This window comes from Candidatus Planktophila lacus, assembly GCF_002288325.1.
GTDB classification, from domain to species: domain Bacteria; phylum Actinomycetota; class Actinomycetes; order Nanopelagicales; family Nanopelagicaceae; genus Planktophila; species Planktophila lacus.
Window position 1 is genome coordinate 351,191 of the sequence record NZ_CP016780.1, and the last position, 26,963, is coordinate 378,153.

The 26,963-nt window shown below is 46.9% G+C and carries 25 protein-coding genes and 1 tRNA gene; 13 read left to right on the forward strand and 13 right to left on the reverse strand.

Translation table 11 applies throughout. The annotated features are described in order from the left end of the window. Nucleotides 1-2 precede the first annotated feature (2 nt). The 6 genes from A1sIIB106_RS01760 to A1sIIB106_RS01785 all read left to right on the forward strand — a co-directional run bounded on the left by A1sIIB106_RS01760 (nt 3) and on the right by A1sIIB106_RS01785 (nt 5,576). On the forward strand, nt 3-1,232 hold the full coding sequence (locus A1sIIB106_RS01760; RefSeq protein WP_095677160.1) for a deoxyguanosinetriphosphate triphosphohydrolase: 1,230 nt from the start codon (nt 3-5) through the stop codon (nt 1,230-1,232). A gap of 28 nt (nt 1,233-1,260) precedes the next feature. After that, complete coding sequence (gene dnaG, locus A1sIIB106_RS01765) at nt 1,261-3,108, forward strand: DNA primase (RefSeq protein ID WP_095677161.1); 1,848 nt, start codon at nt 1,261-1,263, stop codon at nt 3,106-3,108. A gap of 55 nt (nt 3,109-3,163) precedes the next feature. Beyond that, nucleotides 3,164-3,239: transfer RNA gene (locus A1sIIB106_RS01770), tRNA-Asn, on the forward strand. A 37-nt stretch (nt 3,240-3,276) separates the two neighbouring features. Continuing rightward, nucleotides 3,277-4,131 carry a Rieske 2Fe-2S domain-containing protein gene (locus A1sIIB106_RS01775; protein WP_095677162.1) on the forward strand — a complete coding sequence of 285 codons (855 nt, stop codon included), beginning with the start codon at nt 3,277-3,279 and terminating at the stop codon, nt 4,129-4,131. A 56-nt stretch (nt 4,132-4,187) separates the two neighbouring features. Continuing rightward, nucleotides 4,188-5,303: a S1C family serine protease gene (locus A1sIIB106_RS01780; protein WP_095677163.1), complete on the forward strand. Its 1,116-nt coding sequence runs from the start codon at nt 4,188-4,190 to the stop codon at nt 5,301-5,303. A gap of 36 nt (nt 5,304-5,339) precedes the next feature. After that, on the forward strand, nt 5,340-5,576 hold the full coding sequence (locus A1sIIB106_RS01785; protein ID WP_095677164.1) for an ACT domain-containing protein: 237 nt from the start codon (nt 5,340-5,342) through the stop codon (nt 5,574-5,576). Here the strand turns inward: A1sIIB106_RS01785 and galK are convergent. Genes galK through glpK form a run of 3 tightly spaced genes read right to left on the reverse strand, consistent with a single transcriptional unit; the run spans nt 5,573 to nt 9,344 of the window. Beyond that, nucleotides 5,573-6,706, reverse strand: a complete 1,134-nt coding sequence (gene galK, locus A1sIIB106_RS01790; protein WP_095677165.1) for a galactokinase — start codon at nt 6,704-6,706, stop codon at nt 5,573-5,575. The genes A1sIIB106_RS01785 and galK overlap by 4 nt on opposite strands. After that, nucleotides 6,693-7,805 carry a galactose-1-phosphate uridylyltransferase gene (gene galT, locus A1sIIB106_RS01795; protein WP_095677166.1) on the reverse strand — a complete coding sequence of 371 codons (1,113 nt, stop codon included), beginning with the start codon at nt 7,803-7,805 and terminating at the stop codon, nt 6,693-6,695. The genes galK and galT overlap by 14 nt, the downstream gene beginning before the upstream one ends. 39 nt (nt 7,806-7,844) lie before the next feature. Then, nucleotides 7,845-9,344 carry a glycerol kinase GlpK gene (gene glpK, locus A1sIIB106_RS01800; protein WP_095677167.1) on the reverse strand — a complete coding sequence of 500 codons (1,500 nt, stop codon included), beginning with the start codon at nt 9,342-9,344 and terminating at the stop codon, nt 7,845-7,847. A 50-nt stretch (nt 9,345-9,394) separates the two neighbouring features. On the opposite strand from glpK, the gene A1sIIB106_RS01805 reads away from it, so the two are divergent. Further along, the gene (locus A1sIIB106_RS01805; protein WP_095677168.1) at nt 9,395-11,056 is read left to right on the forward strand and encodes a glycerol-3-phosphate dehydrogenase/oxidase; all 1,662 of its coding nucleotides are present in this window, start codon (nt 9,395-9,397) and stop codon (nt 11,054-11,056) included. On the opposite strand, the gene A1sIIB106_RS01810 is transcribed toward A1sIIB106_RS01805, so the two are convergent. From A1sIIB106_RS01810 to A1sIIB106_RS01825, 4 genes are all read right to left on the reverse strand, one after another. Beyond that, nucleotides 11,053-12,675, reverse strand: a complete 1,623-nt coding sequence (locus A1sIIB106_RS01810) for a glycoside hydrolase family 25 protein (RefSeq protein ID WP_095677169.1) — start codon at nt 12,673-12,675, stop codon at nt 11,053-11,055. The two genes, A1sIIB106_RS01805 and A1sIIB106_RS01810, sit on opposite strands and share 4 nt — an antisense overlap. Then, a complete protein-coding gene (locus tag A1sIIB106_RS01815) occupies nt 12,672-12,944 on the reverse strand; it encodes a hypothetical protein (protein WP_095677170.1) in 273 nt (90 codons plus the stop codon). The genes A1sIIB106_RS01810 and A1sIIB106_RS01815 overlap by 4 nt, the downstream gene beginning before the upstream one ends. Nucleotides 12,945-12,981: 37 nt before the next feature. Beyond that, complete coding sequence (locus A1sIIB106_RS01820; RefSeq protein WP_095677171.1) at nt 12,982-13,656, reverse strand: helix-turn-helix domain-containing protein; 675 nt, start codon at nt 13,654-13,656, stop codon at nt 12,982-12,984. 80 nt (nt 13,657-13,736) lie between these two features. Then, complete coding sequence (locus tag A1sIIB106_RS01825; RefSeq protein WP_095677172.1) at nt 13,737-14,576, reverse strand: ADP-dependent NAD(P)H-hydrate dehydratase; 840 nt, start codon at nt 14,574-14,576, stop codon at nt 13,737-13,739. A gap of 56 nt (nt 14,577-14,632) precedes the next feature. Here A1sIIB106_RS01825 and A1sIIB106_RS01830 point away from each other — a divergent pair, with 56 nt between their 5' ends. Then, complete coding sequence (locus A1sIIB106_RS01830) at nt 14,633-15,610, forward strand: Gfo/Idh/MocA family protein (protein WP_095677173.1); 978 nt, start codon at nt 14,633-14,635, stop codon at nt 15,608-15,610. Between the two features lie 3 nt (nt 15,611-15,613). Continuing rightward, nucleotides 15,614-17,506, forward strand: a complete 1,893-nt coding sequence (locus A1sIIB106_RS01835; protein WP_095677174.1) for an acetoacetate--CoA ligase — start codon at nt 15,614-15,616, stop codon at nt 17,504-17,506. Here A1sIIB106_RS01835 and A1sIIB106_RS01840 read toward each other — a convergent pair. Genes A1sIIB106_RS01840 through iolC form a run of 4 tightly spaced genes read right to left on the reverse strand, consistent with a single transcriptional unit; the run spans nt 17,487 to nt 21,421 of the window. Next, nucleotides 17,487-18,656 carry a Gfo/Idh/MocA family protein gene (locus tag A1sIIB106_RS01840; protein ID WP_095677175.1) on the reverse strand — a complete coding sequence of 390 codons (1,170 nt, stop codon included), beginning with the start codon at nt 18,654-18,656 and terminating at the stop codon, nt 17,487-17,489. The genes A1sIIB106_RS01835 and A1sIIB106_RS01840 overlap by 20 nt on opposite strands. After that, entirely contained in the window at nt 18,657-19,556 is a 900-nt protein-coding gene (gene iolB / locus A1sIIB106_RS01845) for a 5-deoxy-glucuronate isomerase (RefSeq protein ID WP_095677176.1), read from the reverse strand. Between the two features lie 15 nt (nt 19,557-19,571). Then, on the reverse strand, nt 19,572-20,465 hold the full coding sequence (locus A1sIIB106_RS01850; protein ID WP_223299504.1) for a Cgl0159 family (beta/alpha)8-fold protein: 894 nt from the start codon (nt 20,463-20,465) through the stop codon (nt 19,572-19,574). Then, complete coding sequence (gene iolC / locus A1sIIB106_RS01855) at nt 20,462-21,421, reverse strand: 5-dehydro-2-deoxygluconokinase (protein WP_095677177.1); 960 nt, start codon at nt 21,419-21,421, stop codon at nt 20,462-20,464. The genes A1sIIB106_RS01850 and iolC overlap by 4 nt, the downstream gene beginning before the upstream one ends. 95 nt (nt 21,422-21,516) lie before the next feature. Here iolC and A1sIIB106_RS01860 point away from each other — a divergent pair, with 95 nt between their 5' ends. The 4 genes from A1sIIB106_RS01860 to dgoD all read left to right on the forward strand — a co-directional run bounded on the left by A1sIIB106_RS01860 (nt 21,517) and on the right by dgoD (nt 25,244). After that, nucleotides 21,517-22,491: a Gfo/Idh/MocA family protein gene (locus tag A1sIIB106_RS01860; RefSeq protein WP_125932738.1), complete on the forward strand. Its 975-nt coding sequence runs from the start codon at nt 21,517-21,519 to the stop codon at nt 22,489-22,491. Between the two features lie 4 nt (nt 22,492-22,495). Further along, nucleotides 22,496-23,356 (forward strand): 2-dehydro-3-deoxygalactonokinase, encoded by an 861-nt coding sequence (locus A1sIIB106_RS01865; RefSeq protein ID WP_095677179.1) that lies wholly within the window; start codon nt 22,496-22,498, stop codon nt 23,354-23,356. Next, nucleotides 23,353-23,988 (forward strand): bifunctional 4-hydroxy-2-oxoglutarate aldolase/2-dehydro-3-deoxy-phosphogluconate aldolase, encoded by a 636-nt coding sequence (locus tag A1sIIB106_RS01870; protein WP_095677180.1) that lies wholly within the window; start codon nt 23,353-23,355, stop codon nt 23,986-23,988. The genes A1sIIB106_RS01865 and A1sIIB106_RS01870 overlap by 4 nt, the downstream gene beginning before the upstream one ends. Before the next feature lie 71 nt (nt 23,989-24,059). Continuing rightward, the gene (dgoD, locus tag A1sIIB106_RS01875) at nt 24,060-25,244 is read left to right on the forward strand and encodes a galactonate dehydratase (RefSeq protein ID WP_095670826.1); all 1,185 of its coding nucleotides are present in this window, start codon (nt 24,060-24,062) and stop codon (nt 25,242-25,244) included. Nucleotides 25,245-25,247: 3 nt separating this feature from the next. Here the strand turns inward: dgoD and A1sIIB106_RS01880 are convergent, their stop codons facing one another. Both A1sIIB106_RS01880 and A1sIIB106_RS01885 read right to left on the reverse strand, forming a co-directional pair. Then, nucleotides 25,248-26,153, reverse strand: coding sequence for a carbohydrate ABC transporter permease (locus tag A1sIIB106_RS01880; protein WP_223298705.1), 906 nt, complete (start codon nt 26,151-26,153; stop codon nt 25,248-25,250). Next, entirely contained in the window at nt 26,140-26,943 is an 804-nt protein-coding gene (locus A1sIIB106_RS01885; RefSeq protein ID WP_223299505.1) for a carbohydrate ABC transporter permease, read from the reverse strand. Before A1sIIB106_RS01885 ends, A1sIIB106_RS01880 begins: the two co-directional genes overlap by 14 nt. Nucleotides 26,944-26,963 lie beyond the last annotated feature (20 nt).

The window sequence follows — 26,963 nt, forward strand, 5'->3', positions numbered from 1 at the left end:
CTATGAGCAGCGGTACAGAGAATTACTCAGAGAAAGATCAAGAGCGCTTTCTCTTTGAACCTGCCAAGCGCGCAGGTCGTACCGAATTTATGCGCGATCGCGCCCGCGTTATTCACTCAGCAGCGCTTCGTCGCCTAGCTGCTAAAACTCAAGTCGCAGTGCCTTGGGAGAATGATTTTCAACGTACTCGCCTTTCACACTCTTTAGAATGTGCGCAGATTGGTCGCGAACTCGGTGAATCACTTGGTGCAGATCCCGACTTACTTGAAACTGCTTGTCTCTCGCATGATTTAGGCCATCCACCATTTGGCCACAACGGTGAAGAAGCGTTAGCTGAAGTCGCTAAAGATTTTGGTGGCTTTGAAGGAAATGCTCAGAGCTTTCGCTTACTTACTCGTATTGAAGCAAAGACTGTTGATGAAGATGGTTCAAGTGTTGGCTTGAATTTAACTAGAGCATCACTTGATGCGGCAACAAAATATCCCTGGCCGCGCGCGATTAACCCACGTAAATTTGGGGTCTATGACGATGATGTCGAGATCTTCAATTGGATGCGTCAAGGTGCGCCTTCTGATCGCAAATGTATCGAAGCGCAGATTATGGATTGGTCTGATGATTGCGCATATTCAGTTCATGATCTAGAAGATGCGATCTTTGTCGGTCAAGTTAAGGTCGATAACTTTGAACGCGACTTCGATATTTTGCATAAAGAGATGCGCGATGGATATGGCTCAACCGCAACTAAAGAGGAAGCAGCAGCGGCTTTGCAGCGTCTGCAACAACTTTCTTGCTGGCCGCGTTATTACGATGGCAGCCATCGCTCACTTGCTCGCTTAAAGGATTCAACTTCACAACTTATTGGTCGCTTTGTACTTGCCGCAGAACTGGAAACACGCAAAGTTCACGGTCATGGTGCACTCCGCCGTTACGAGGCAGATCTAGTTATTCCACGTGAACAAGAAGTAGAAGTAGATTTCCTGAAGGCAGTGGCCGGTTATTACTTAATCAACGCAGCAATTTCGCAAGAGCGTTATGCCAAGCAGCAGATCGTTATTAAGGAGCTAGTTGAGATGTTGCATAAGCACGCTGCAACTTCACTGGACTCGATCTTCGTTAAAGATTGGGAACGCTCCAGCGATGAGACCGCGCGCATGCGCATCATCATCGACCAAGTGGCTAGCCTGACCGACCCCGGCGCCTACGCGCTCCATGCCCGCTTGAGCGCGCTCTGATATCGGTCTAGAGAGATAACATGTATTTATGAGCGGACGCATTAAGGAAGAAGATGTTGCGCATGTGCGCGAGCGCTCACCTATCGATGAAGTCATCGCAGATTATGTACAACTCAAATCTGCCGGTGGCGGTCAGAAGAAAGGGCTCTGTCCTTTCCACGATGAGAAATCACCTTCATTTCATGTAACCCCAAGTAAAGGCTTCTTCCACTGCTTTGGTTGTCAGGCAAGTGGCGATGTAATCGCTTTCTTAATGAAGATAGATCACTTGAGTTTTACCGAAACTATTGAACGCCTTGCTGATCGTATGGGCTATCAATTGCGCTATGAGCAAGGAAATTTCACACCAGCACCCGCCGGCAATCGCTCTCGCTTAATTGCTGCAAATGCACTGGCCGCAAAGTTCTACCAAGAACAGTTAAATACTTCACCACTTGCCGCACATGCACGCGAGCTAATGACCAAGCGCGGATTCGATAAAGGCGCCTGCGAAACTTTCGGTGTTGGTTATGCCCCAGATGAATGGGATGGCCTAACTAAGTTCTTGCGCGAGCAAGGATTTACGATCGATGAACTTGAAACTGCAGGGCTTTCCAAGATGGGACAGCGCGGACCGATCGATAAATTCCGCAATCGCCTTACCTGGCCAATCAAAGATATCTCTGGTGATGTAGTTGGTTTTGGTGCGCGAAAGCTCGCCAGTGATGAAGAAGATCAAGGCCCAAAGTATTTAAACACATCTGAGACCCCAATTTATAAGAAGAGCCAAGTCCTTTACGGCCTTGATATGGCGAAGAAAGAGATCGCGAAAAAGCGCCAGGTTGTAATCGTTGAAGGCTACACAGATGTAATGGCGGCGCAGTTAGCTGGAATAACAACCGCAGTTGCAACTTGTGGCACTGCATTTGGTGCAGACCACATCCGCATCATCCGCCGTTTACTTATGGATGACGATGCTTTCCGCGGAGAAGTTATCTTCACCTTCGATGGTGATGCGGCAGGCCAAAAGGCTGCGATGCGCGCCTTTACCGAAGATCAAAAGTTTGTAACTCAAACCTTTGTGGCCGTTGAGCCAAATGGGTTAGATCCATGCGATCTGCGCCAACAGAAAGGCGATCTAGCGCTACGCGATTTGATTGCTAAGCGCGTTCCGCTATTTGAGTTTGCGATACGTACTGAGCTTGCGCTTCATAAATTAGATTCTGCCGAAGGTCGCGTTAACGCGCTAAATGCAACTGCGCCGTTAGTTGCGCAGATTCGCGACAAGTCACTTCGCCCCGAGTACACACGTTTGCTGGCAGGATGGCTTGGCGTTGAAGTCGAGACAGTTTCTTCTGCTGTTGCGCAAGGTGTTAAGCGCCAGCCACAACAGAGCGCGCCAGTTGTAAATGGTGAAGAAGAAGCGCCACAAGTGCAGTGGCGCCCAAATCCACAAGAGCCGCGTTTAATTCTGGAACGTGAAGTATTGAAGGCGCGTCTGCAGATGCCATCTTTGATATCAAATTGGCGAGAGATTGAAAGTGGCGCCTTTACACATCCGGCCTACATTCAATTGGCTCAGATAATTGCTGCAGTTGATGAGCAGAGTTCGATTGAGATTGAACAAATCTCAGATGAGAATATGCGCGCGCTCTTTACCGAATTAAATGTCGAGCCGATTCGCGCCGATGGTGAGGTCACTGGCCATTATGTAGAAAGCATTGTTGCGCGCCTGCGCGAAGTTGGAATCTCGCGAGCGATCGCAGAACTTAAATCTTCGCTGCAACGGTTAAATCCTGTAGAAAATGAGCAGGAGTACAACCAAGCCTTCGCTAGCCTGGTGGCCCTTGAGACCACCCGCCGCGGTCTGCACGATCTCGCGCTTCGCTCGATTTAGACCCACTGCGCCTCGTGCGCTAGAGTGTGCGCCTGCACGACAAGTTGTAAATCTTTGCCCCATAGCTCAGTTGGTAGAGCGCCGAACTGTTAATTCGGATGTCCCTGGATCGAGGCCAGGTGGGGCAGCCAGCAAGAGATTTAGACCTTAAGGGTCTAAATTGAGTTTATGAAGTTAAAAGCCTCATGGAGAAATCAACTCTGGCCGCTGCGCGTTATGCGCCTCTGGCTTGGAGCTACTTGGATCTATGCCGGTTGGGATAAGGCAAGTGATCCCGGATTTTTAACTTCTGGTTCGCCAACATTTATCGGATCACAACTTGCTGCATACGCGCAAAATTCACCGATTGATTTCTTACTCAATAAAATTTTAGATCACGCAACTCAGGTTGGTATTTTGGTGATGGCTGCCGAATTTGCAATCGGCTTTGCAACACTTCTTTGGATAGCGCCAACATGGGCAGCCTTTGGCGGTTTTTTAACCTCCCTATTTCTATGGCTGTCTAGTACATGGAACGTTCAGCCATATTTCTTAGCAAGCAATTCGGTCTACACGGTTTTTTGGTTCACTTATTTCTTATTCCTCTACGGCTCTCGTCGCAAGAGCAATATCTCAATTGATCGCCGCGGCTTCATCCGCGTTTCATCGATTGCCGCACTTGCCGTTGCGAGTGCTGGGCTTGGGCGCTTGCTTCCTAAGAAATCGGCAGCGGTGAGTGCTGGCCCCGCCAAAATCATTGAAGATAGCGCGCTTGCGGTGGGTAAGATTCATAACTTCACATCTAAATCTGGATCACCTGCAGTTTTATTTAAGAGCAAAACAGGGGTTTATGCATATTCGGCAGTGTGTACCCATGAAGGTTGCACCGTGCAATACAACTCAGCAACTAAGAACCTGCAATGTGGCTGCCACGGTGCGGTATTTGATCCAGGAAAAGATGGAACAGTTGTGACAGGCCCTACAAATAAGCCGCTGCCTAAGATTAAAGTAGCCGTTGAAGGTGCCTGGATCGTAGAAGCCTAATAATCTTTACACCGAAATCACAGGATTCGCTAAGAATTAAGAGAGATGATCAAGCCATGAAAATCACACGCACACCTCTAAAAGTAACTATTGCTTTTGTTGCCGGCGCACTCTTAGCCGGAACCGTTGCAACCGCCGCGACCACAACTTCCGCAGGCAGCGTTGTAGTTTGTGCCGACAACCGCACCCAGGCTTTGACTTTAGCCAAGAACAACACATGTCCTGTTAATAAAACAGCTATTGAAATTGGCAATAACACTATAAATGCCAAGACAATTTCAGCGCTAGTCACACCATCTGTGGTTTCTATATCCGTAAAGACTGCAGCAGGCGGCGGAACTGGATCAGGATCAATTTATAAATCCAATTCGACTAGCAGCTACATCATCACCAATAACCACGTAGTTGAAGCAGCCGCAACTAGCGGCACAATTAAAGTTGAGTTTGCTGATGGCAGTGAAATTGCTGCAACTATTGTGGGCCGCGATCGCATGTATGACATCGCCGTCTTGCAGGTAAAGAAGGGTAATTTGCCAGCAATTGCACTTGGTGATTCTTCTAAGATCAGCGTCGGTGAAGAAGTACTGGCAATTGGTTCACCACTAGGGCTTGCAAATACAGTTACCCAAGGAATCATCTCTGCCCTTAATCGCCCAGTTACAGCTGGAACAACTGATTCCACATCTTATGTAAATGCAATTCAGACTGATGCGGCAATTAATCCAGGTAACTCTGGCGGCGCGCTGGTTGATGCGCAAGGTCGCATCATCGGCGTTAACTCTGCAATTGCCACACTCACTTCAGGTGGAGTCAGCGGCAGCATCGGCTTGGGATTCTCAATTCCGATCAATGAAGCAAAGCGCGTGATCGATGAAATCATTGCAACTGGTAAGTCAACACGTCCGGTGATGGGCGTCGTCTTCGATGATGTAACAGCAGATACCCAAGCAAAGATCTTGCAGTTAACTCCTGGTGAGGGCGCAGAAAAGGCTGGCGTCGTTGTTGGTTCGATTATCAAAACAATCGATGGCGTAAAGATCGCAAATCGTGATGCTGCCATTGTGAAGATCCGTTCGTACGCACCAGGTGCAGTTATTACAGTGGTAATGACCTTGCCTGATGGATCATCAAAGACCTACAAGGTCACACTCGGAACAGCTCCCGCGGTTTAATTCACCTAAAAGTTAGGTGCGCGGTAGCCTTCACCCATGGCGTTGTTTAAGTTAGAGATCTCTCTTCCAGATCGCCCAGGCGCTCTTGGGTTGCTGGCATCTGCAATTGGCGCAGCCGGTGCAGATATCCGTGGCTTAACTGTTCTGAAATCTGAAGATGGCCGCGGTTATGACGAAGTTACCGTTGCCGTGCCTGGATCTGATCCAACAGATTTAATTGAGGTTCTTGGCGCTATCGGTGGCGTTGAAGTTATCTCGTTTAACGCTCTCTAATTACTGATTACAGCTGCGCCGCTACTTGGTAGCGATGTGAAAAATCTTGGTTCAGTAAAGCCTGCTGCTTTAAATGCCGCAGTGATCGCCACCTTTGCTTGATCAATATCAGCAACTTTAAAGAGCGCTATAGCGCTTCCGCCAAAACCGCCACCGATCATTCGCCCACCCAGTGATTTATTGGCGAGAGCAGTTGCAACAGCGAGATCTAACTCGGGGCAAGATATCTCAAAGAGATCGCGTAACGATGCGTGTGATTGGGTCAAGATTTCGCCAACTGATTTGAAATCAGCGCGCTTCAAGTGTTCAACGCATTGGTGCACGCGGGCAATGTCATTTACAACATGTTCGGCTCGCATATATTCAAGTTCTGTCAACTTGCTGCGAGAACTTTCTAATTTCGACGCTGAACAATCCCGCAGCGCCTTTATGCCGAGTTTTGCCGCTGCAGATTCGCAAGAAGCGCGTCGTTCGGCGTAACCACCATCGACTAGCGCGTGGTGGGCTCGGGTATCAATAATTAAAAGCTCAAGGCCAGAACTTGCTAGATCAAAAGGAATTTGTTCGGTGCTTAGGTCGCGACAATCAAGTAAGAGCGCACTACCTGCCTGCGCCATAAGCGATACCGATTGATCCATGATTCCGCAGGGCATTCCTACATATTCATTTTCAGAACGTTGAGCTAAACGCGCTAGATCAGGTAGCGATAGATCTGCTGTAAATAATTGATTGAGTGCGATTGCGATCGAACACTCCAGTGCGGCAGATGAAGATAAACCTGCGCCGAGTGCGACTCGGCCATCTACCAAGATATCTAAGCCAGTGGTTATGCGATCGCCAAAGGCCCAGATAACTCCCAAGATGTAACGCTCCCAATCGCCAGCTTTATCAGGGGATATCTGATCAAGAGAAGTTTCAATTACTTCACCGGGACGTTGTGCTGATGCGATTCGGATCTTTCGATCGCTGCGTCGGTTAATAGCGGAATAGGTTCGATCATTTATGGCGAAGGGCATAACAAAGCCATCGCAATAATCGACATGTTCTCCGATTAAATTAACGCGCCCCGGCGCCTCGGAAATTATTTCTGGTGCTTGCCCAAAGAGCGCTGTGAAATCAGAGCTCAACATCTCGCAACTGACCTGCAGATTGTTCAGGCTTTAGATCCATGATGAACGCACCCATCGCAGATTCGCTACCTGCTAAATACTTTAACTTGCCAGGTGCGCGGCGCACACTAGTGATCTGCCAATGCAGGCGCAGTAAATCGCGACCTTCGCGCACCGGTGCTTGATGCCAGGTTGCGATGTAGGCCATATCAATTCCGAATACGCCATCTAAGCGACGCATAACTTCAAGCGAAATCCCTGGAAAAGCATCTGCTTGTTCTGGAGTTAGTTCAGCTAAGTCGGCAACTGGATTAAGCGGTGCCACATGTATTTCAAATGGATATCGAGCAGCATATGGAACAAAGGCTACCCAGTGAGCGTTCTTAGCAACGATACGAACCTGGTCTTTTAATTCGCGGGCAAGCACATCATCAAATAAAACTTTGCCGGTTTCATCCATATATTTGCGAGCAACAGCGAGCATCTTCTGAACTCGCGAAGGCAGATACGAATAGGCATAAATCTGTCCGTGTGGGTGAGAGAGAGTTACGCCAACTTCTTCACCACGATTTTCAAATGGTGCGATGTGATGGATATATGGCTCTTGCGAGAGTTCGCGCACGCGGTCGATCCATGCTTCAAGCAGAACGCGCACGCGTTGTGGCGTTAAATCTTTGAAAGAACCGCCGTGGTTATCGGTAAAGCAAATTACTTCGCACTTTCCGGCAGCGGTTCCGGCATCTGTTTCTGGTCCGACCATATCGGGGGCGGCCCAATCACCTTCTGGTTTACGTAGCGAAGGTGAGCGATTATCAAAGACCACAACTTCATAATTTGTATCAGGAACTTCAGTTAGGAGTTCACCTTTTGTCGGACAGAGCGGACATAACTCTTTCGGTGGCAAGAAGATCCGCCCCTGACGGTGGGCCGCCATTACAACCCATTCATTTAGAAGCGGATCAAGGCGAAGTTCGCCGATGCCAGGTTGTTCTTCTTTAGGGCGTTGATCTTGCGCTGTGCGAGATTGACCTTGCGAGTCGTAATACCGAATGGTGCGGCCATCTGCCATCGCTAAATTGTTGCGAATAACTCCAGCGCTTAGCTTTTTCTGCTCGCTCATAATGGGTTAACTCTAAGCCTTAACGGGTGCGATTTAGCGTTATTCAACCCAGTTAAAGGTCCGCTCCACTGCACGTTTCCATTGCGCTGCGCCAATGGTTCGGGTTTTCTCATCACTTTCTGCCTGCCATCGCCGATCTTGGCGCCATTGCGCTTTAACTTCATCGGTTGATTTCCAGAAACCAATTGCTAAGCCCGCTGCATATGCCGCACCGAGCGCTGTGGTCTCGGTAATTAAAGGTTTAACGATGTCGATGCCCATTACATCTGCTTGTAATTGCATACATAGTTGATTTGCAGTTATACCGCCATCAACTTTCATCTCAGTCATTGCAATGCCGCTATCTGCAACCATCGCTTCCATAATCTCCATAGTTTGATAGCAAATTGCATCCAAGGCAGCGCGGGCTAGGTGTGCCTTAGTTGTTGCGCGCGTTAGTCCAACAATTACTCCGCGCGCATCGCTGCGCCAATATGGTGCAAATAAACCAGAGAAGGCGGGTACAAAGTAAACGCCACCAGAGTCTTTAACCTGCAGCGCAAGCGCTTCGACTTCAGATGCAGATGAAATTATTCCGAGTTGATCACGTAACCATTGAATAGCTGAGCCAGTTACTGCAACTGAACCTTCAAGGGCATATTGCGCAGGTTGGTCACCGAATTTAAAGCAGACCGTTGTTAAGAGACCATGTTTGGAGCGAACTATTTCGGTTCCGGTATTTAGTAGCGCGAAGTTACCGGTGCCATAAGTAGTCTTGGAACTTCCCTTTTCAAAACAGGCTTGGCCAACCATGGCAGCATGTTGATCGCCGAGAATTCCGGCGATAGGGATTTGGGCTGCAAAGGGACCGGTCTTACTGGATTCACCATAAACTTCAGATGATGATTTGATCTCAGGCAAAATAGCTAATGGGATATCAAAGATTGCTAGCAGCTCGCTATCCCAAGCAAGGCTCTGCAGGTTCATAAGCATGGTGCGCGATGCATTTGTTACATCTGTTATGTGCAGACCGCCAGATAAATTCCAGGTGAGCCAAGAATCAATCGTGCCAATCCGAAGGTTTCCTGTGGCTAGCGCCTGTTTAACCGAATCCACGTTATTTAGCAGCCAATTGATTTTGCTCGCTGAAAAATATGGAGCAATCGCAAGTCCAGTGCGGCTAGTTAAGAGCTCTTTATCTGATTGAGATAGGCCATCTAGGAAATCAGCTGTCCGTGTATCTTGCCAAACAATTGCGTGATGTAGCGCTTTACCGGTCTGCGCATCCCACGCCACAATTGTTTCGCGTTGATTGGTAATGCCGATGGCGCTTATCTCTATCGAAGCCAGACCAGCCTTTTTTTCAGCGGCGGAAATTGCTTCTTTGATCACCGATTGTGTGTTCTGCCAGATCTCACCAGCATCATGTTCGACCCAACCAGGGTGAGGGGTGAATTGTTGGTGTTCCTTTTGGGCGATAGCAATGACAGCGCCTGATTTATCAAAGATCATGCAACGAGTGCTGCTCGTTCCTTGATCAAGACTGGCTATATATGACATATCCTTAAGCCTATAACGAAAGTATTCGAGACGGTAGGGCGGGAGAGTAAATGTTTGATTCGCAGTTAAATCCTGCGCAACGTATCTCCGCCCTCAAGTCTTTGGCATCAGAGGAATTCGATGTATTAATTATTGGCGGGGGAGTCACCGGTGTTGGTGCAGCGTTAGATGCCGCATCACGCGGATTAAAAGTAGCTCTAGTAGAAAACCAAGATATTGCAGCCGGTACATCAAGTCGATCAAGCAAGTTGATTCACGGTGGACTTCGCTATCTAGAACAATATGATTTTAAGTTAGTTCGCGAAGCGTTGCATGAGCGCGAGTTAATGGTTTCCTCGCTAGCACCACATTTAGTTAAGCCTGTTGGATTCTTATATCCGCTCCATGAAAAGTATCGCGAACGCACGTATGTCGGTGCAGGTCTTGCTCTCTACGATGTGCTCCGCGGTTTTCAGCGCGCACTTCCTTGGCATAAACATTTAAGCGAGAAGAAAATCGCAACCACCGCGCCATCTTTACGTGGCGATCTGATTAATGGTGCAATCAAGTACTTTGACGCTCAGGTAGACGATGCTCGTCACACCTTGGCTGTTGCACGTACTGCAGCGCGCCACGGAGTAATTATCGCTACCCGCGTTCAGTGCGAAGAGCTAGTTCGCGATGGAAAGCGCGTAGTTGGCGCGAAGGTTCGCGACCTTAACTCTGGCAAGAAGATAACTGTTAGCGCCAAGGTTACTGTGATGTGCGCTGGTATTTGGAGCGATGAGCTCCATGAAAAATTTGGAATCAAACCTGGATATAAAGTCGCCATGAGTAAAGGCGCACATATCGTGTTGCCCAAGAGCGCGATTAAATCTGAGGCCGGAATCATTCTAAAGACTTCAGTTTCAGTCCTATTTATTATTCCTTGGGCCGATAAATGGATTGTTGGTACAACAGATACTCCATATAAGGCAGATCGCACCAACCCGGTCGCCACTAAAGAAGATGTTGAATACATAATTGATCAGGCAAATCGCGTGTTACATCCCAAGATTGATGCCGCTGACATTCTCGGTGTTTATGCTGGCTTGCGTCCGCTGGTGGCAAACGCAGCAGGAGCCACAACCACAAAACTCTCACGCGAACACACCGTCGATCGCCCAGTCCCAGGATTTGTAAGTATCGCCGGCGGCAAGTACACCACCTATCGCGTTATGGGTAAGGATGTTATTGATCTAGCCGTTAACGATCTACGTCGCATCGTTGCCGAATCAATTACCGAGAAATTACCTGCAATTGGCGCTGATGGTTACTTTGCTTTGGTGCAACAGAGTGCGCAGTTGGCACAGATGAGCGGCTTAGCGCAAACAACAATTACTCATCTCCTAGATCGCTACGGATCGCTAATTAACGAAATATTTGAAATCATCGACGCAGATAAGAAGATGGCAGAACCGCTCACGCCAGAACTTGCCTATCTAAAAGCAGAGATCATTTATGCAGTAACCCATGAGGGAGCACAGAGCGTTGATGATGTTCTCTCGCGCCGCACGCGAATTGCATTTGAAGCAAGCGATGGCGGCGAAGCGATTGCCGCAACAGTTGCCACACTGATCGCTCCGATATTGGGTTGGGATGCCGCGGCGAAGAAAGCGTCCGTTTCTGAATTTACAAACCATTTAAAGAACGAACGAGCTGCGCTAGATAAATTGCTTACTCGTACCCGCTAATTCTTAATCTGATTCCTGCATCCATCAGTAGTTGGCTTCTTTGTAGGAGCAACGGTTGGCTTCGGAGTAGGTGTTGGTAGGTTTGGATCTCCCGGCAAAATCGATAGCGTAATTGGTGATCGACTTTCTGCGTGAGTACCAGTTGCATCTTTAAATCCGATTCGCCCCGTCCAAGTTCCCGCTGGCATTCCTTTAATGGTTAGCTTCCAAGATCCGCTAGTTGATCTAACCACCGTCTGAACTGGTTTAGGTTCGATTGGGTTATCGGAGTTGGTATAGAAACGAACCGTTCCTGTCACAACTGGTTTTCCATCTGGGCGAGTTACATCAACTTCTAACGTCACAGGTTTATCACTGGTCGTAAATTTCACATTCTTAAATACCAATGTGCTGGTTTCATTGATTGGCATCTGATCAACTACTTCGGGAAACCAACTTCCCTTTACCAAATCTAAGAAGGCGCTTGGCTCGCCTCGGAATACATTTAAATCAAGGCGCGATCCGGGAACTCCATACTTTGGTGCGATACCGCAAGATGAGTATTGCCAGATGATCCATTGTGATGAGCAGTTAGCAGCGGTCCAAGAGTGCACATAGCAACCACCTTCCTTAAGTCCAGGCTGTCCAAGTGGATCGGCGGGATCAATTCCATATTGCGCCAGCCAGAGTGGATATTGGCGCAGCTCGTTATCACGAACCATCGCACCTTCCAGGAAGCTCGGATATGAATACAAGATTGGCATGCGGTCGGTTTTTTCGCGCAGCACCCTAAGGAAAGTTTTTGCCCAGAGAGTTATCTGCGCCTTTGGTAGATATCTGGCACACGTTTTCCCAGACAGGCGCACACAGTTATTCTCTAAATCAAGCGCATAAGGAAGGTCGCGATCGTTGTAGCCGCCAAGTGCGCCGAGGCGCCAGATAACTTTCTGTGCCTGGGTTTGCGCATCAGTTATTACTTCAGCATCTGTCTTTACATCTGGCAAAACCGCATAATGGTAGAAACCGGTATACATTCCTGCAGCCTGCGCCGCCAATCTATCCATGATCACATATTTCAAGGCAAGCGCATCTGCTTCATCGCGAGAATCCGATGCTTTGATCATTACAAAGCGCATTCCAGCGCTGTACTTCTTAACAAAATCAATCGGTGCGCCATTCGGATGTTGCCATCGACTTACATCAGAGCCATGGATTCGCCCGCCTGGACCGAGCTGATCAATCATTACTGTTGATGAAGCGCTAGAAATTTCAGGAACAGAGCGCACTGTTATCTCACGGATATTTGAGTAAATACTCTTTGAGCCTATTTTTACCTTGGCGCGGTATTTAACTTGGGCATTTAGCGCGGTCGCAACAGCGACAACTTTCCAAGTTCCCACCCGTGCTGTTCTAGTTGAAAATCTCGTATCTTGCCATTTGCCATTTAACTGGATCTGGATCTCTACCTTTACCGCAGATTTTGCCGGCTTTAGATTTCCGTAGAGAGTGACAACTGGTTCTTCTCCACCCGGAGTTTGAAGGACGGTCAGGCTCAACTTTGAGGTAGCAGCGTTACTTGAAACAGTTTGAATTGAGAAGAGCGCAAGGCTGATGACAAGCACCGAAATTATTTTTTTCAAGCTAATTCCTCAATTTCAATCGAAGTAGATAGAACTTCTTGGATTGAGGCCTTAAGTGAGTTCTCTAGCTTTACTCTCGTCGGAGAGTATTCATGCCCACCAGAGAATTTGCGGGCATCAGAGAAATCCAATTTCAAGGTAGTTCCGTCGAATTCGGCAAGGCGAGCATCGAAGTAGGCGATCCAAGCGACGCGATCATGCGACTCAAGATGGTCTAAAACATCATTCCACCGGCTACGAAGTTCGGCCAAAGTAAGGGAAGTGGACATGGCACAAACTTTAGTGGCTGCGTTAAATAAGTTAGAGCTAGTGGCGCGGTGCGCCGATCCATTTGAAGTATTCGCCAGTTAAAACAACGCGCAAATTCTGTGCCCTATCTGGGAGTACTTGTAAATGCTGTGCGATTCGGGCGACTATCTGTTCTACCGATTTCTCGCTGACAACCCGCACCTTTGCTATCTCAGAGTTACTCAAACCTTTAGCGAGTAAGCGGAAGGTCTCGATCTGGATATCTGTGAATTCATTGAGAATAGATGAAAAGGAGTTCTCGTGCAGAGAGCCATGGCTATCTACCCAGGCCATCTTCTCCTTGGCATCTACCGCTGCAATCGAACGCACGATCGAGTGGCTAACGACGGTAAGGTCTGCGATTGATTTCTTTAAAACTATCTGCGCACCTTGTGGAATCTGTTTCTCAACTAATCCGAGCAGACGTAGATCAGGGCAGGCCGTAATCAACACAACGCCGAGTGAGGGATTTACTTTTCTAAACTTATTTATCAAGGCAAGTGCTTCAGCACCAGCAAATTGCAAATCAATTAGCGCTACTTGAGGCGATAGAAATTTATATAAATTTTCGGCGATTTCCGTGGTACTTGCTTCTGCTACAACATTTACTGAGTGCAAACGAAGCGCTGCGCTAAGAGTTGCTAACTCAAAGGCATCATCGCTTGCAACGAGAACTGTTGGAGAATTAGGCACAACTCAAGGTAGTGCATCGGTGATGTCAGGGTGAAGTGAAACTTTAAATTAATTCAAAGAAATAAACTCTGGGGCTAGCCCTACTTTATTATTTTTCGAATTGCTTCAGGAATAAACTCAATAATTGATGAAGATGAGATGGGGGCATCCTTAGATGCTAAAAGTGCAGCGCTATTGTGAATAAATGCGCCAGTTGCAGCAACGCGCGCTAAATTATTTTCATCATTTAAAATTTCAATGTAATTTGTTGCAAGAAGCGCGCCAATTATTCCTGCTAATACATCTCCACTTCCGGCTGTGGCGAGCCACGGTGTTGCTTTTGGAAGTTCAATTAAAAAATCTGGTTGCGCAATATATGTGGTTGAACCTTTCAAAAGGACTGTAACACCTAACTTGTCAGTAGCAACCATCGACCACTTTTTAGGATCTGCTTCAATCGCCTCTGAAGAGACCTGAATACCGCGCTTAGCGAGCAGCTTTGCGAGTTCTCCAGCGTGAGGAGTTATCAAAGTGGGCTGAGTTAACTTCCTGGCCCAGTCCAGCGCACCTGCATCAAGAACTGTCGGCACGCTCTGTGCGCTCATTAACTTAAACCAACGGTGGCGTAGCCAAGTTGTGTAATCGCTATATTTCTTATCGCTCACACCTGATCCAACGAGCCAAGCATCGACTTTTCCTGGTTGAACCAGCGCTTCTGGAGCAGCGTGCAGGACAAGGTGAGCCAGTCCAGATGAACTATGGAAGCGCAGAACCCCAAGGCCAGTCGCCAGCGCTGCCTTTGAAGTTAATACAGCAGCGCCTGGAAACTGCGCAGATCCAGTTATTACTCCAAGGGTTCCGCGTGAATATTTATGATCTAACGCGCTTGGAACGATGATGTGCTTCTTTGAATCTTTAGCAGTCCAACGTTGACTCTTCATGAACTCTATCTTACGCCTGATTGGCTAAAGCCAATTTTGCAAGTATTGTCCCCGTTATGGAAAAAGCACAAGGAAAAGTACGTTGGGGATTTATCGGCGCAGGTTACATTGCAAAGTTAGCGCTATATCCAGCCTTACTAAACTCAAAAGATGGTGAGATCTATGCCGTTGGCGCAAAAGATCGCGAAAGAGGGCTAGCACTCTCACCTTCAGGTTTGGTTTACACCGACTATGACGAACTCCTTGCCGATCCAAAGGTAGAGGCGATCTACATCTCGCTCCCAAATTCACTTCACATCGAATGGTCAATCAAGGCGATGCGCGCTGGAAAGCATGTGCTCTGTGAAAAGCCTGCCGCGATGAACGTTGCACAGTTAAAGGAAGCAATTGCTGTTGCAAATGAAACTGGCTTGATCTTTATGGAGGCGAGCTGGAACCGCTGGCATCCGCGCACTCTGCGCCTTAAAGAGATTGTTGATTCAGGTGTGATTGGTGAAGTAAAGACAATTCGCTCCGCATTTACTTATGACGGATTAGACCCTGCAAATATCCGTGCGATCTACGAACTCGGTGGCGGCGGGCTTTACGACCTTGGACCTTATTCAGTTGCCGCTCCTATCTGGTTAATGGACTTTGCACCAGTAAGCAATATAAAGACAGATGTGAAATGGCATCCAGGTGGATGTGATGAAACCGTTACGACATCATTTGAAATAGGCGGGGCTCACGCTGAGGCGCTGACTTCGATGAATACTCCCAACACTCTTTACTTTGATGTCGTTGGCACAAAGGGTCGAGTCTCAATGACCGGAAACGATGCCTTTAACTCGCATAACAAACCAAGCACCTTGGAAGTTGAAGTTGATGGAAAGGTAACGGTTGAAAACTTTGCCGCCTGCGATCCTTACCAACTAATGGCTGATGCTATGTCGCGCCGGATTCGCGGGGGAGAAGGTTGGCTTATGCCACATTCTCAATCGATCGCTTTCGCAGAAGTCTTTGAGCGAGCCTTTGAGGTAATGGGACGACCTTAATTAATGTCTTCACCTCTTTGGAGCCCAGGTAAATCCAATAACCCCTCGCTCATTAAATTAAATGAGCTGGCAAAGGCGAAGGATTTTTCAGAACTTCATAAGTGGTCGATAGATAACTCTGCTGACTTTTGGCGCTTTGTTGTAAGTGATTCAGAAATAGTCGGCGATTTTGGAGACACTGCAATCTCTGGCTCTGGTTTTTTTCAAACTGAATTCTTTCCAGGTGCCAAGTTAAATGTAGTCGATACCTTACTTAAGGGAGATCCCGACCAAATAGTTATAACTGAGATCTCCGAATCTGGGCAGCGCCGCACATTTACAAGAAGTGAAGTCAGGAAGTTAGCTAACCAAGTCGCACAGTCGCTATTGAGCGCTGGTGTTGTAGAAGGTGATGTAGTTGCAGCCTGCGTAGCAAATACCGCAGATGTGGTTTCTTTTGCTCTCGGTGCGCTAAAAATAGGTGCGATCTTCTCAAGCACTTCTGCAGATTTTGGTGCTGCAACCGTTTTAGATCGTTTTCAGCAGATATCTCCAAAGGTGCTGTTAGTTACTTCAGGCTATGAGTACAACGGCAAGCAGATAGATTGTCTAGAAAAAGTCAGTGAAATTGTTGCTGGCCTGCCTTCGCTAGTTAAAGTTGTTTCTATCGGATCAAAACCTAATCCATATCTTTCATTTACTGAGTGGCTCAGTTCAAGTGATGGAACGACTGAGATATCAGTTAAGGGTTCCTTTAACCGCCCTGGATTTATCCTCTTTTCATCTGGAACTACAGGTAAGCCGAAGTGCATTGTTCATAGCGCAGCAGGTGTTCTGCTTAAGACTTTAAGTGAACAGCGTTACCACCTAGATATTCGCGATGGGGATAAAGTCTTTTACTTCACTACTTGTGGCTGGATGATGTGGAACTGGTTGGTTGCCTCTCTTGCAACTGGAGCTGGCATTGTTTTATTCGATGGAAATCCAATGCATCCGGCACCTGAAAGGCTCTTTGATATCGCAGAACAGGAAGAGCTAACCTTTCTTGGAGTTTCTGCAAAGTACATAGATTCACTCCGTAAGATCGAACTTAAGGCGAGCAATTCACACGATCTTTCAAAGTTAAGAACTCTTGCATCTACTGGTTCACCGCTTAGCCACGAAGGTTTTTCTTACATCTATGGTTCGGTCTCGCCAACAGTTCACCTGGCATCAATTTCTGGCGGCACCGATATTTGTGGCTGCTTTATGTTGGGCTGGCCAGAACTCCCGGTCTTTGCAGGGCAGATACAAGTTCCCGCGCTCGGCATGGATGTGCAAGTTTTGAATTCGGATGCAAGCCTGACAAAACCTGGAGATAAAGGCGAGTTAGTTTGCGCCAGTACATTTCCTTCTGCACCACTCTTCTTCTGGGGCGATAAGGAAAATGAGAAATACCTGGCCTCTTACTTTGAAAAGTTTCCAGATATCTGGACCCACGGAGACTTTGTTGAGCCAACCCAAGAATCTGGTTTCATCATGCATGGCAGATCTGATGCCACCCTAAATGTTGCAGGTGTTCGAATTGGAACGGCTGAGATCTATCGTATTACCGAGGAGTTTGAAGAAGTTCTGGAAAGTTTGGCGGTAGCTCAGAAATACGAGAGCGATACGCGAGTAATTCTCTTTCTTAAGTTAAAACCAGGCTCCGAACTAACAACAGATCTTTCCGATCAAATAAAGCAAGCGCTAAAGCAGAAAGCGAGTCCGCGCCATGTGCCGGCTTTGATATTGCAGGCGCCGGATTTTCCTAGAACAAAGAGCGGAAAATTGGTGGAGCTAGCGGTTACGCGAGCCGTAAACAAAGAGCCAATTGATAACTTAGGAGCGCTAGCTAATCCAGAATCTCTAGAATGGTTTAAAGACTTAAATCTTTAACGCGCTCCCAAGTACGTGAACTCCAAGAGTTGATTAACGCCTGCTGCACGCTGACCACATCAACTGCCTCTTTAAAGCTCTGTCCGAACTTCGTGCCTTCAGCAATTGATTGCATAAATGAATAATCTTCAATCGCAACTAGATCTTCAAAGCCAATCGCGTTGGCTTGTCCCGGAACGAAAGCGCCATGGAATGGGAAGCGATCTCCGCCATAAATAGTGGTGTAGCCAGTGTTTAACGAAGTACCTAGCTCGTAATACTGAAGTTCATTGATCTTCTCTAAGTTCCACATCAGCGAGCCCTTAGTGCCGTAAATTTCAAAGGCATTCTGGCTCTCTGGGCCAACCACCGTGCGACTTACTTCAAAGGTACCTGTGGCGCCGTTTTCAAATGTGCAGAGCATCGATGCAAAGTCTTCGTTTTCAACATCGCCCTTTGGATCAGTTGCCTTACCGCGTGAGTAATGTCCAGCATTTCCTGAAGGAAGCGGGCGTTGCTTAATCGTTGTGTTCTGCATTCCAACAACTTCAGAGATGCCACCAACTAAGAACTGCGCCATGGAAACGCTATGGCTAAGAATGTCGCTAGATACTCCGTAACCAGCATCGGCAAGTTTAAATCTCCAAGTTAAAAGTCCGAGTTCGTCACTGCCATACATACTCAAGAAGCGACCGCGGTAATGAGTGATATCTCCAAGTGCACCACTGGCAATGAGATTCTTTGCATGAAGCACTAGCGGTGCCCAGACATAGTTATAGCCAACGCCAGTTGGAACACCAGCGGCAGTGGCTAACTTGTATGCCTGAACTGTCTGTTCTGGCTTTCCACCAATTGGCTTCTCGCTAAATACTGCTTTGCCAGCTTTAGTCGCCGCTTCGATCATTGGAAGGTGCAACATATTTGGCGCGGTTACCCAGACAGCATCAACATCATCTGCAGTTGCCGCTTCCATCCAATCACCGGTAGCGCGCTTAAATCCATAATCTGCAACTGCGCTCTTCTGGCGCGCAGGATCTACATCTGCACAAACCTGCAAGACAGGTTCAAATGAACGATCTGGAAATAGTGAAGGAATACGCAGCGCAGAACGTGAATGCGCCTGTCCCATCCAACCTAACCCAAGGACGGCGATGCGGATCTCTCTCTTCATTTACTTACCTTTCCCTACTTTTCCATTGGCAGAAGTCATTGGACAACGTGGATCTTGTACTTGATCGTTCCAAGAATCTCGGATCCAATGATGTGCTGGATCATCGCAGAAAGCCATGCTGCGCTCGGGTGCAGGCCCGGCCATAACATTCAAGAAATACATTGGATATTCAGGTGAAGCAATTGATGGGCCGTGATAACCATGAGGCACAACGTAGGTATCTCTATCGTGCAAGGTAACAGTTTCATCGACAGTTTCATCTACGGTGTAAACATGGAAAAAGCCAACACCTTCAGGATCTCCGTGATCTGATCCATCTTTGCCGATCTGGAAGTAATAAACCTCTTCGTTAATTGTTGGGCAACCAGGGAACTTATCGTGGCGATGTGGAGGCCATGATGAGAGATTTCCTCCCGGTGTTAAGACTTCACATACGAGAATCTTGTGGCATTGGGTAAAGCTAGTTGGAGTTGCAATGTTATTTACCTGGCGAGTTGCTTTGCCTGAACCGCGTACTTCAACCTGAACTTGTTCAGCAGGTGTGTAGCAGACTGGGAATTTTTCACTAGCTTCTGCAGTAAGCAGGGCAATCTCCCCAGATTTACTGCTAAATGAAACCTTTGAACCAACTGGGAGATAGATCCAATCTGAAACTGCTGCAAATACACCAGTTCTACCTTTTAGAGTAAATGCCTGGCCATCAACCGATACTGAAACGTTCTGAGCTGAGAGTGGAAGTAGAACACCTTCGCGACCGCTTAACTCAACGCTAAATTCTGATTTAGTTGCAAAGTTATAGGTATAGAAACCACAGTATTCCCAGCCAGAATCTTTTGGCGTCAGTGAGATTTCATGTTCTGCCGTCTTTAGCGAGCCCGCGGGTTTATACCAATTACTCATTTGATTTATCCATTTCTAACTAATTTTTCTAACCATTTGTGCGGCACGAGCAACTGCTGCTTCAACATCTAACTCATCGCCAAAGAGTAATGCGCGCCCCGGTACTAAGCCGCGGATATTTGGAACTTTCAGAGCGTTATCCCATTTAGCAAAGACATCTTCCCAATTACTGCCGGGATCTCCACCTAACAATAAAATTGGGCAGCTAGTGGCCGCTGCAACTTTTTCAGGGTTGGTTGGCGCAGGAATTTTCAACCAGGTAAATGCTGAAGACGAACCAAGTCCTGAGGCGATAGAAACTACTTTGATTAACTTCTCTTCAGAAGGATCAAGAACTGCTCTGCCGTTCTCATTCTTAATATATGGAAGTGGCTCAATCATCGAAACGAGTTCAAAATCTGCAAGTTGTGTTGTAACGGCAGCAACCATCTCGATTGTTCGCGCGGTGCCAGGATCGGTCTCATCGATGCGCAGCAAAGTCTTTCCACCATCTAGCCCCATGCTGCGAATATGTTCGGCATCGTAGGCAGTCAGGCGATCATCTAGTTCCCATGAAGCGCCAATAATTCCGCCGCGGTTCATAGTTCCGATCGCGACTTTGCCTTCCAAAGCACCGAGCCAAGCCAATTCTTCGAGAATATCTGCGCTAGCCATTACGCCATCAACGCCTGGAAGAGCTAAGCCTCTAACCAACTTATCGAGCAGAATAAATCGATCTGCGATCGCAGTTGGATTATTTCCTGCCGCAATTATTCCGCGCGCGGTGTGGTCGGCTGCGAGCAAGAGCAAACGACCATCTTTACCTGCAACGCTGCGACGTGATCTCTTCTTTAGAGCAAGTTGGAAAGATTTAGGGTTATTGATGCGCGCTTCAATTAGTTCGAGGTAATGCTTTTGCTCTAACTTCACCGATTGCTCCCCATCTCTTCTATAAATCTATTTAAAATCTCTAGCGTTGGCATGGCATCTGCGCACATTAACTCAGATGCCAAATAGGCACCAGCAGCATTTGCGAAGGCACCGATCTTTTCCAGATCCCACCCGCTCAGTAACCCATGGATTAACGCCCCACCAAAGGCATCTCCGGCGCCCAACCCGCAAACCAATTTTATTGGCAAAGGCTTGACGACATGCACCTTCTCTTTAGTCGCCAGCAAAACTCCATCGCCGCCCATTTTTACAATCGCTAATGTGATGCCGCGATTCAATAAATCATCTGCCGCCTTATTCGGATCGGTAATCCCCAGTGCAACATCGCATTCAGCGATATTTCCAATAGCGATCGTGCAATGTGAAAGCGCACGTTGCGCAGCAGCCCGAGCATCTTCTCTGCTCTTCCAGAACGATGGTCGATAATCTAGATCGATAATGGTTTCCTTTGCGCGGCCTCTTATCTCAAGCCACTGGAAGATACTTTCTGCAGTCGTTCCTTGAGAAAGCGCGCAGGCGCTGACCCAGAAGTTCTTAGCGCTCTTCAAAGTCTGGTCATCAATATCTGAGGCGATGAGTTGAGTATCAGGTGCTGACGGTTGGCGATGAAAAATTATCTTCGGATCTTCAGGTGGATCTTGTGAGGCAAGAACAACGGGAGTTAGTCCGCTTTCAGCAACCTTCACAAAACTTGTATCTACGCCAAAACTTTGCAGCTTATTAACTACAAACTCACCAAGTGGATCTACGCCAACCTTGGTAACAATCGCGCTCTTATGACCGAACCTTGCTGCGGCGACTGCAACATTTGTAGGAGATCCACCAATAGATTTTTGAAAAGTCTGTGGCTGGCTAAAGGAGGTGTTTATCTGCTCCGAGAAAAGATCGACGCTTATTCGACCCACAGTTAACAGGTCGAGAGGGGATGTCATCATTTCCTAACTTAAAAGAACGGAGGAGCGCTTCATTATTTATAGCCCAAACTATATAGTGAAGGTCTTGCTTAGTGGAATACGGAGTAGTCCAGCAGATGAGAATTGCAGTCATTGGCGCTGGTCGAATGGGCGCTATTCGCGCCGAAGATTTGCTTTCAGGTGGCGCTGAAGTAACTCTCTTTAACCGCAGAGATAATGTGGCGAAAGAGTTAGCTCAGAAATTGAATTGCAGTTCAGCGGAATATTCAGATCTTCTCAAGTTAAGTTTTGATGGTTATGTCGTGGCGACCGCGACAAATTCGCACATTGCAATTTTGGATCAGTTGATTCCCCTTGGAAAACCGATACTTTGCGAGAAACCAATTTCACTCACCGTTGAAGAGACAGATTTAGTAATTGAGAAATGTAAAAAGCATGGAACAGAAATCCAGGTTGGATTTCAGCGGCGCTTTGATCCACCGATTTCCGTTGCTGCCAACAAAGTTTCTTCGGGCCAAGTTGGAACGCTCTACGCGATGCACATGTACGCACACGATCACCAACCTTCTACCTTGGAATTCCTAGAAGGTAGCGGCAGTATTTATCGCGATCTACATGTTCATGATTTCGATCTTGTTAGATGGATTACTCAGAGCGAGATAAAAAAGGTCTATGCAACACAGTCTGTACGCGAACATCAACAATATGCAAAATACAACGATGCCGATGTTTCGCTAATCTCCCTAACCACCGAATCGGGAGTTCAAGTTGCAATAACTGGTACCCGCCATAATCCTATTGGCCACGATGTTCGCTTTGAAGTCTTTGGCTCTAAAGATTCAATTGCCGTAGGGCTAAATTTGAAGACACCGATTCACGATATTGAAGGGGAAATCGGCTTCAGCGAAATCAGATACACCGGCTTTATTGAACGCTTCCGCCAAGCATTTGCTGAAGAATCTCACGCCTTCATTAAATTCGTAGAAGGAAAAACTCCAAACCCATGTCCGCCTATCAATGCGCGCCAAGCGCTTCGCGTGGCCATTGCTTGTGAAGAATCAATTCTTAGTGGTTCTGCAGTAGAATTGTAATCTGATGAAGTTTGTAGCGATTGACTGGGGAACTTCATCCTTTCGCGCTTGGTTGATTGAACGCGATCAAATCTCTGACTATCTCCAAACCGATCAGGGCGTTAAGAACTTCGCCTCCGGCTCTCATAGCGCCTATCTAATTGAAGTCTTAGGTAAGTGGCAAGGACAATACGATCGCATCATCGCAATAGGAATGATTGGTTCGAGTATTGGTCTTTATGAGACTGATTTCTCTCCACTGCCGATTGATATCGATGAAGTAAGCAACTCTCTTATTCAAGTACCAAACTTTGAACCAGCTCTTTACATCGTGCCAGGTGTTTCAAAGGCTGGAGATGTAATGCGTGGGGAAGAGTCACAATCTCTTGCTTCAGGGCTTGAAAATGGGCTAGTTATATCGCCTGGAACACATAGTAAATGGGTTGAAATTAAGAGCGGAAAGATTACAGATTTTCGAACCTATCTAACTGGAGAGCTCTTTGAAATACTGAGAAATCACAGCACTCTTTCCAAGGCAACTGATTCATCAGCAAAATTAGTTGCCTCCGGAGATTTTGTAGAAGGCCTTAACGCACAAACCTCTGACTTAACGCATGATTTATTTGCAATCCGCGCCAACTGGTTACAAGGCAAGACCGAGGATGCATCGCGCGAATACCTCTCTGGGCTATTGATCGGCGCCGAAATCAAGTCTGCAAAGAGTTGGTGTCAGGCAAGTGAGGCAAGGATTGTCGCATCGGATTCTCTTGCCGAAATCTATATATTTGCGCTTTCCCACTTTGGAATTAAAGCAACCGTTGAAAATAGTGGACAACTAATCAATTACTTCGTAGCGCTAGCGAAAAAGGTGGAGAGTAAATCATGAATACATCTGAGCAACTCTTTAGTAATCTGAAATCTGCCCCAATCATCGCAATCCTTAGGGGAGTAACTCCAGATAAAGTCTTGGAGGTGGGAGATCTTCTAATTTCTGCAGGCGTTAAAGTTATCGAAGTTCCACTTAATAGTCCCGATGCCTTTTTAAGTATTAAAGCCCTGCGTGGCCATCTTTCGCCAGATTTCACCGTTGGCGCAGGTACTGTGTTAACAGTCAGCGATGTAGAAAAGATTGCCAAGGCAGGTGCTGAAATTTGTATCAGCCCTAACCTTGATTTAGAAGTTGTCTCAGCTGCCCAGAAACTTGGATTAATCCCTGTACCGGGAGTAGCAACTTCTTCAGAGTTCTTTGAAGCCTATAAACATGGCGTCAGAACTATGAAGTTATTCCCGTTCTCCAATCTAGGCGTTCCATTTATGAAAGCACTGCAATCAGTTTCACCAAAAGATGCACACTTAATTCCAGTCGGTGGGGTTTCTGTTGAAGATACTTTTGAACTTGTTCAATCAGGTGCGCTAGCAGTTGGTATCGGTAATTCACTTTACGATCCAAAAATATCAAACGATGAATTTATTGAACGCTGTTCAAGTACCAAGAAAGTAATTGCTAGATTTGCTTGATTAAGGTTATTGCCAAGATTAGACTTCATAAATACTTAGAAATCACTTAATTTAAATTATTGGGGGCTATCTTGAAAGTTACTAAGTTCGAATTATTTTTCGTTGCCCACCGCTGGCTCTTTCTAAAGATTGAAACCGATGAAGGTATTTCTGGTTGGGGCGAGCCTGTACTTGAAGGCAAGGCGCTCACGGTAGCCACAGCAGTCGACGAATTAATGGACCACGTAATTGGTAAAGATCCATTCCAGATCGAACGTCACTGGCAGAGAATGAAGAAGGGTTCCTTCTATCGTGGAGGCGCAATCATGGATTCGGCCATCTCAGGCATTGATCAAGCGCTCTGGGATATAAAAGGCAAAGCTCTAGGTGTACCTGTCTATCAATTACTTGGCGGACAAGTTCGCGATCGAGTGCGCATTTATGGCCATGTTGGTGGAGTTGGCGGAAAAGATGGATACACCCACAATCCAATCGCCGAAGATATTAAAGAGATCTTGGCTAACGCCGATACTCAGTTAGCAAGAGGCTTAACCGCACTTAAATTTGCGCCTTCTGATGGCTTAGAACATATAGACACCGCGCAAGAGCTAAAAAATATTGTTGCTCGCGTTACTGCGGTTAGAGAACATGTCGGCGATAAAATCGATATCGCACTTGATTTCCATGGCCGCTTTAGCCTTGCTATGGCTCGCAGAGTCTTCCCTTACCTAGAGCCATTAAATCTTTTATTTATTGAAGAACCGGTTCTTCCTGAATTTTCTGACAAGTTTGATTTGATCGTGGCTTCCACATCTACCCCGATTGCAACTGGAGAGCGCCTCTTCGATCGAAAAGATTACAAAGATGTGCTTCGCTCTGGAATCGCCGTTGCTCAGCCTGATTTGAGTCATGCTGGCGGCATCTCTGAATGTCGCAGAATTGCAACAATGGCTGAAACTTACGATGTCGCCGTTGCTCCGCACTGCCCACTTGGACCGATCGCCCTTGCAGCATGCTTGCAATTAGATTTTGCTACCCCGAACTTCTTAATTCAAGAACAAGTACTTGGCCTTGGTCGCGGCAATAACGGTTCGCTAATGAAGTATTTAGTTGACTACTCCGTCTTTGATGCACCCGATGGATATATCGAACTTATGACTAAGCCAGGTTTAGGTATTGAAGTAGATGAAGCAGAGGTTCGTAAGGCCGCTGAAAACGGACATCGTTGGCGCAATCCTGACTGGACGCACCACGATGGATCACTTGCAGAGTGGTAAGACTTACTCTTTAACCGCTCCGGCTGACAGGCCGCTAATGAAATATCTATTGAAGAAGATAAAGATGATTGTTAGCGGAATTAGCGCATATAACGATGCTGCCATTAACTGCGCCCAATCGATTCTATATTCGCCAACTAGCTGACCGATGCCAACCGGCACTGTCTTCATCTCTTCATCTTGGGTTAGAACAAGTGCAAATATGTACTCGTTCCAGCCAGATATAAATGAATAGATTGTTGTTGCAGCAAGTCCTGGCCAGGAGAGCGGAAGAATCACGCTACGGAAGATTCTAAAGCGCCCTGCGCCATCGATCTGTGCCGCAAGATCTAGATCTTTGGAAATTCCGTCGAAGTAACCACGCATCATCCAAGTACAGAATGGGATGGTAAATGAGACATAGGTAATGATTAGCGCCGCGTGGGTGTTAATCAAACCGAAGGTCATATAGATCTTGTAGAAAGGAATCAATAACATAATCGATGGGAATAGCTGGCTAGCGAGCAGAAAAGCCATAAATGTTCCGTGGCCTCTAAATTTAAATCTAGATAGCCCATAAGCCGCAAATGCCGAGAATGTAACGGAGATGAAGGTTGCGGCGCTAACGACTATCAGCGAGTTGCGGAAGTAAGCCAAGAATGGGTGATCAATCCAAACCTGTTTGAAAGCATGAAGCGTTGGATTCTCAGGAATAATCTGAGGAGGAAGTGAGAAGAGATCCTCTTCATTCTTTAGAGATGTAGAAATAATCCAAAGTATTGGAAAGAGGATGAGAGCAGAGAAGAAGAAAAGGACGCTATAACTTGTGAGGTTGGTTATCTTCCGAGCGACCTTTACATCGCTCATTAGCCCGTACTTCTTCTCGTTAGCCATCGGTTCTTTAATCAATGTCTCTTTAATCGTTGTCATTGCGAATCGCCCTTGAGTAGAAGTAACTTGCCGCTAGGAGAATAGTCAAGATAATTACCGACTCAGCAGCTGCTTTGCCGAAGTTGAAGTCTCCAAAGGCCTGCTGATAAATACTGATAGAGACAACCTTGGTTGCGCCAGCAGGTCCACCGGAAGTCATCAACCAAATCACCGTGAAGTGCTTAAACCACCAAGCAGTTTCAAGGATGCAGGTAACTAAAAATATAGGGCGCAAGCCTGGAAGTGTTATATGTCTGAACTGCTGGATACGAGTTGCGCCATCGATTGCAGCAGCCTCGTAACGCTCTGAAGGGATGTTCTTCATTCCAGCCAACATCATGATCATGACGATTGGATAGCCTTTCCAGGTTGCAACGAAGATAACACCGACTAGGGCAGAAGTGCTCGAATCGAACCAGGAAACATCGGAATCAATCAGACCTACGGTGTTTAAAATGTAATTGATCAGCCCATATGTTGGGTTAAAGAGCCACTTCCAGATAAGCGCAACGACAACCTCGGGTAGAAGCCAAGGAAGCATCAAGATAATTTTAAAAGTTGTAGCAAATTTTAGATTCTGATTCAAAATTACAGCCAGTAGAAGGCCGACCACAAAATTGCCAACTACTACAAAGAAAGCGAAGGTTAAGCTGATTTTGAGCGAATTTAAGAACTCTGCATCTGTCAGCAGCTCGGCATAATAACGAGCACCAACAAACTTCCATTCACTTATTAGGTTGGTGCGCTGCATACTGATGAAGATCGCATAGCCAAGTGGATATATGATCAAAGAGAAAACAATTAATAAAG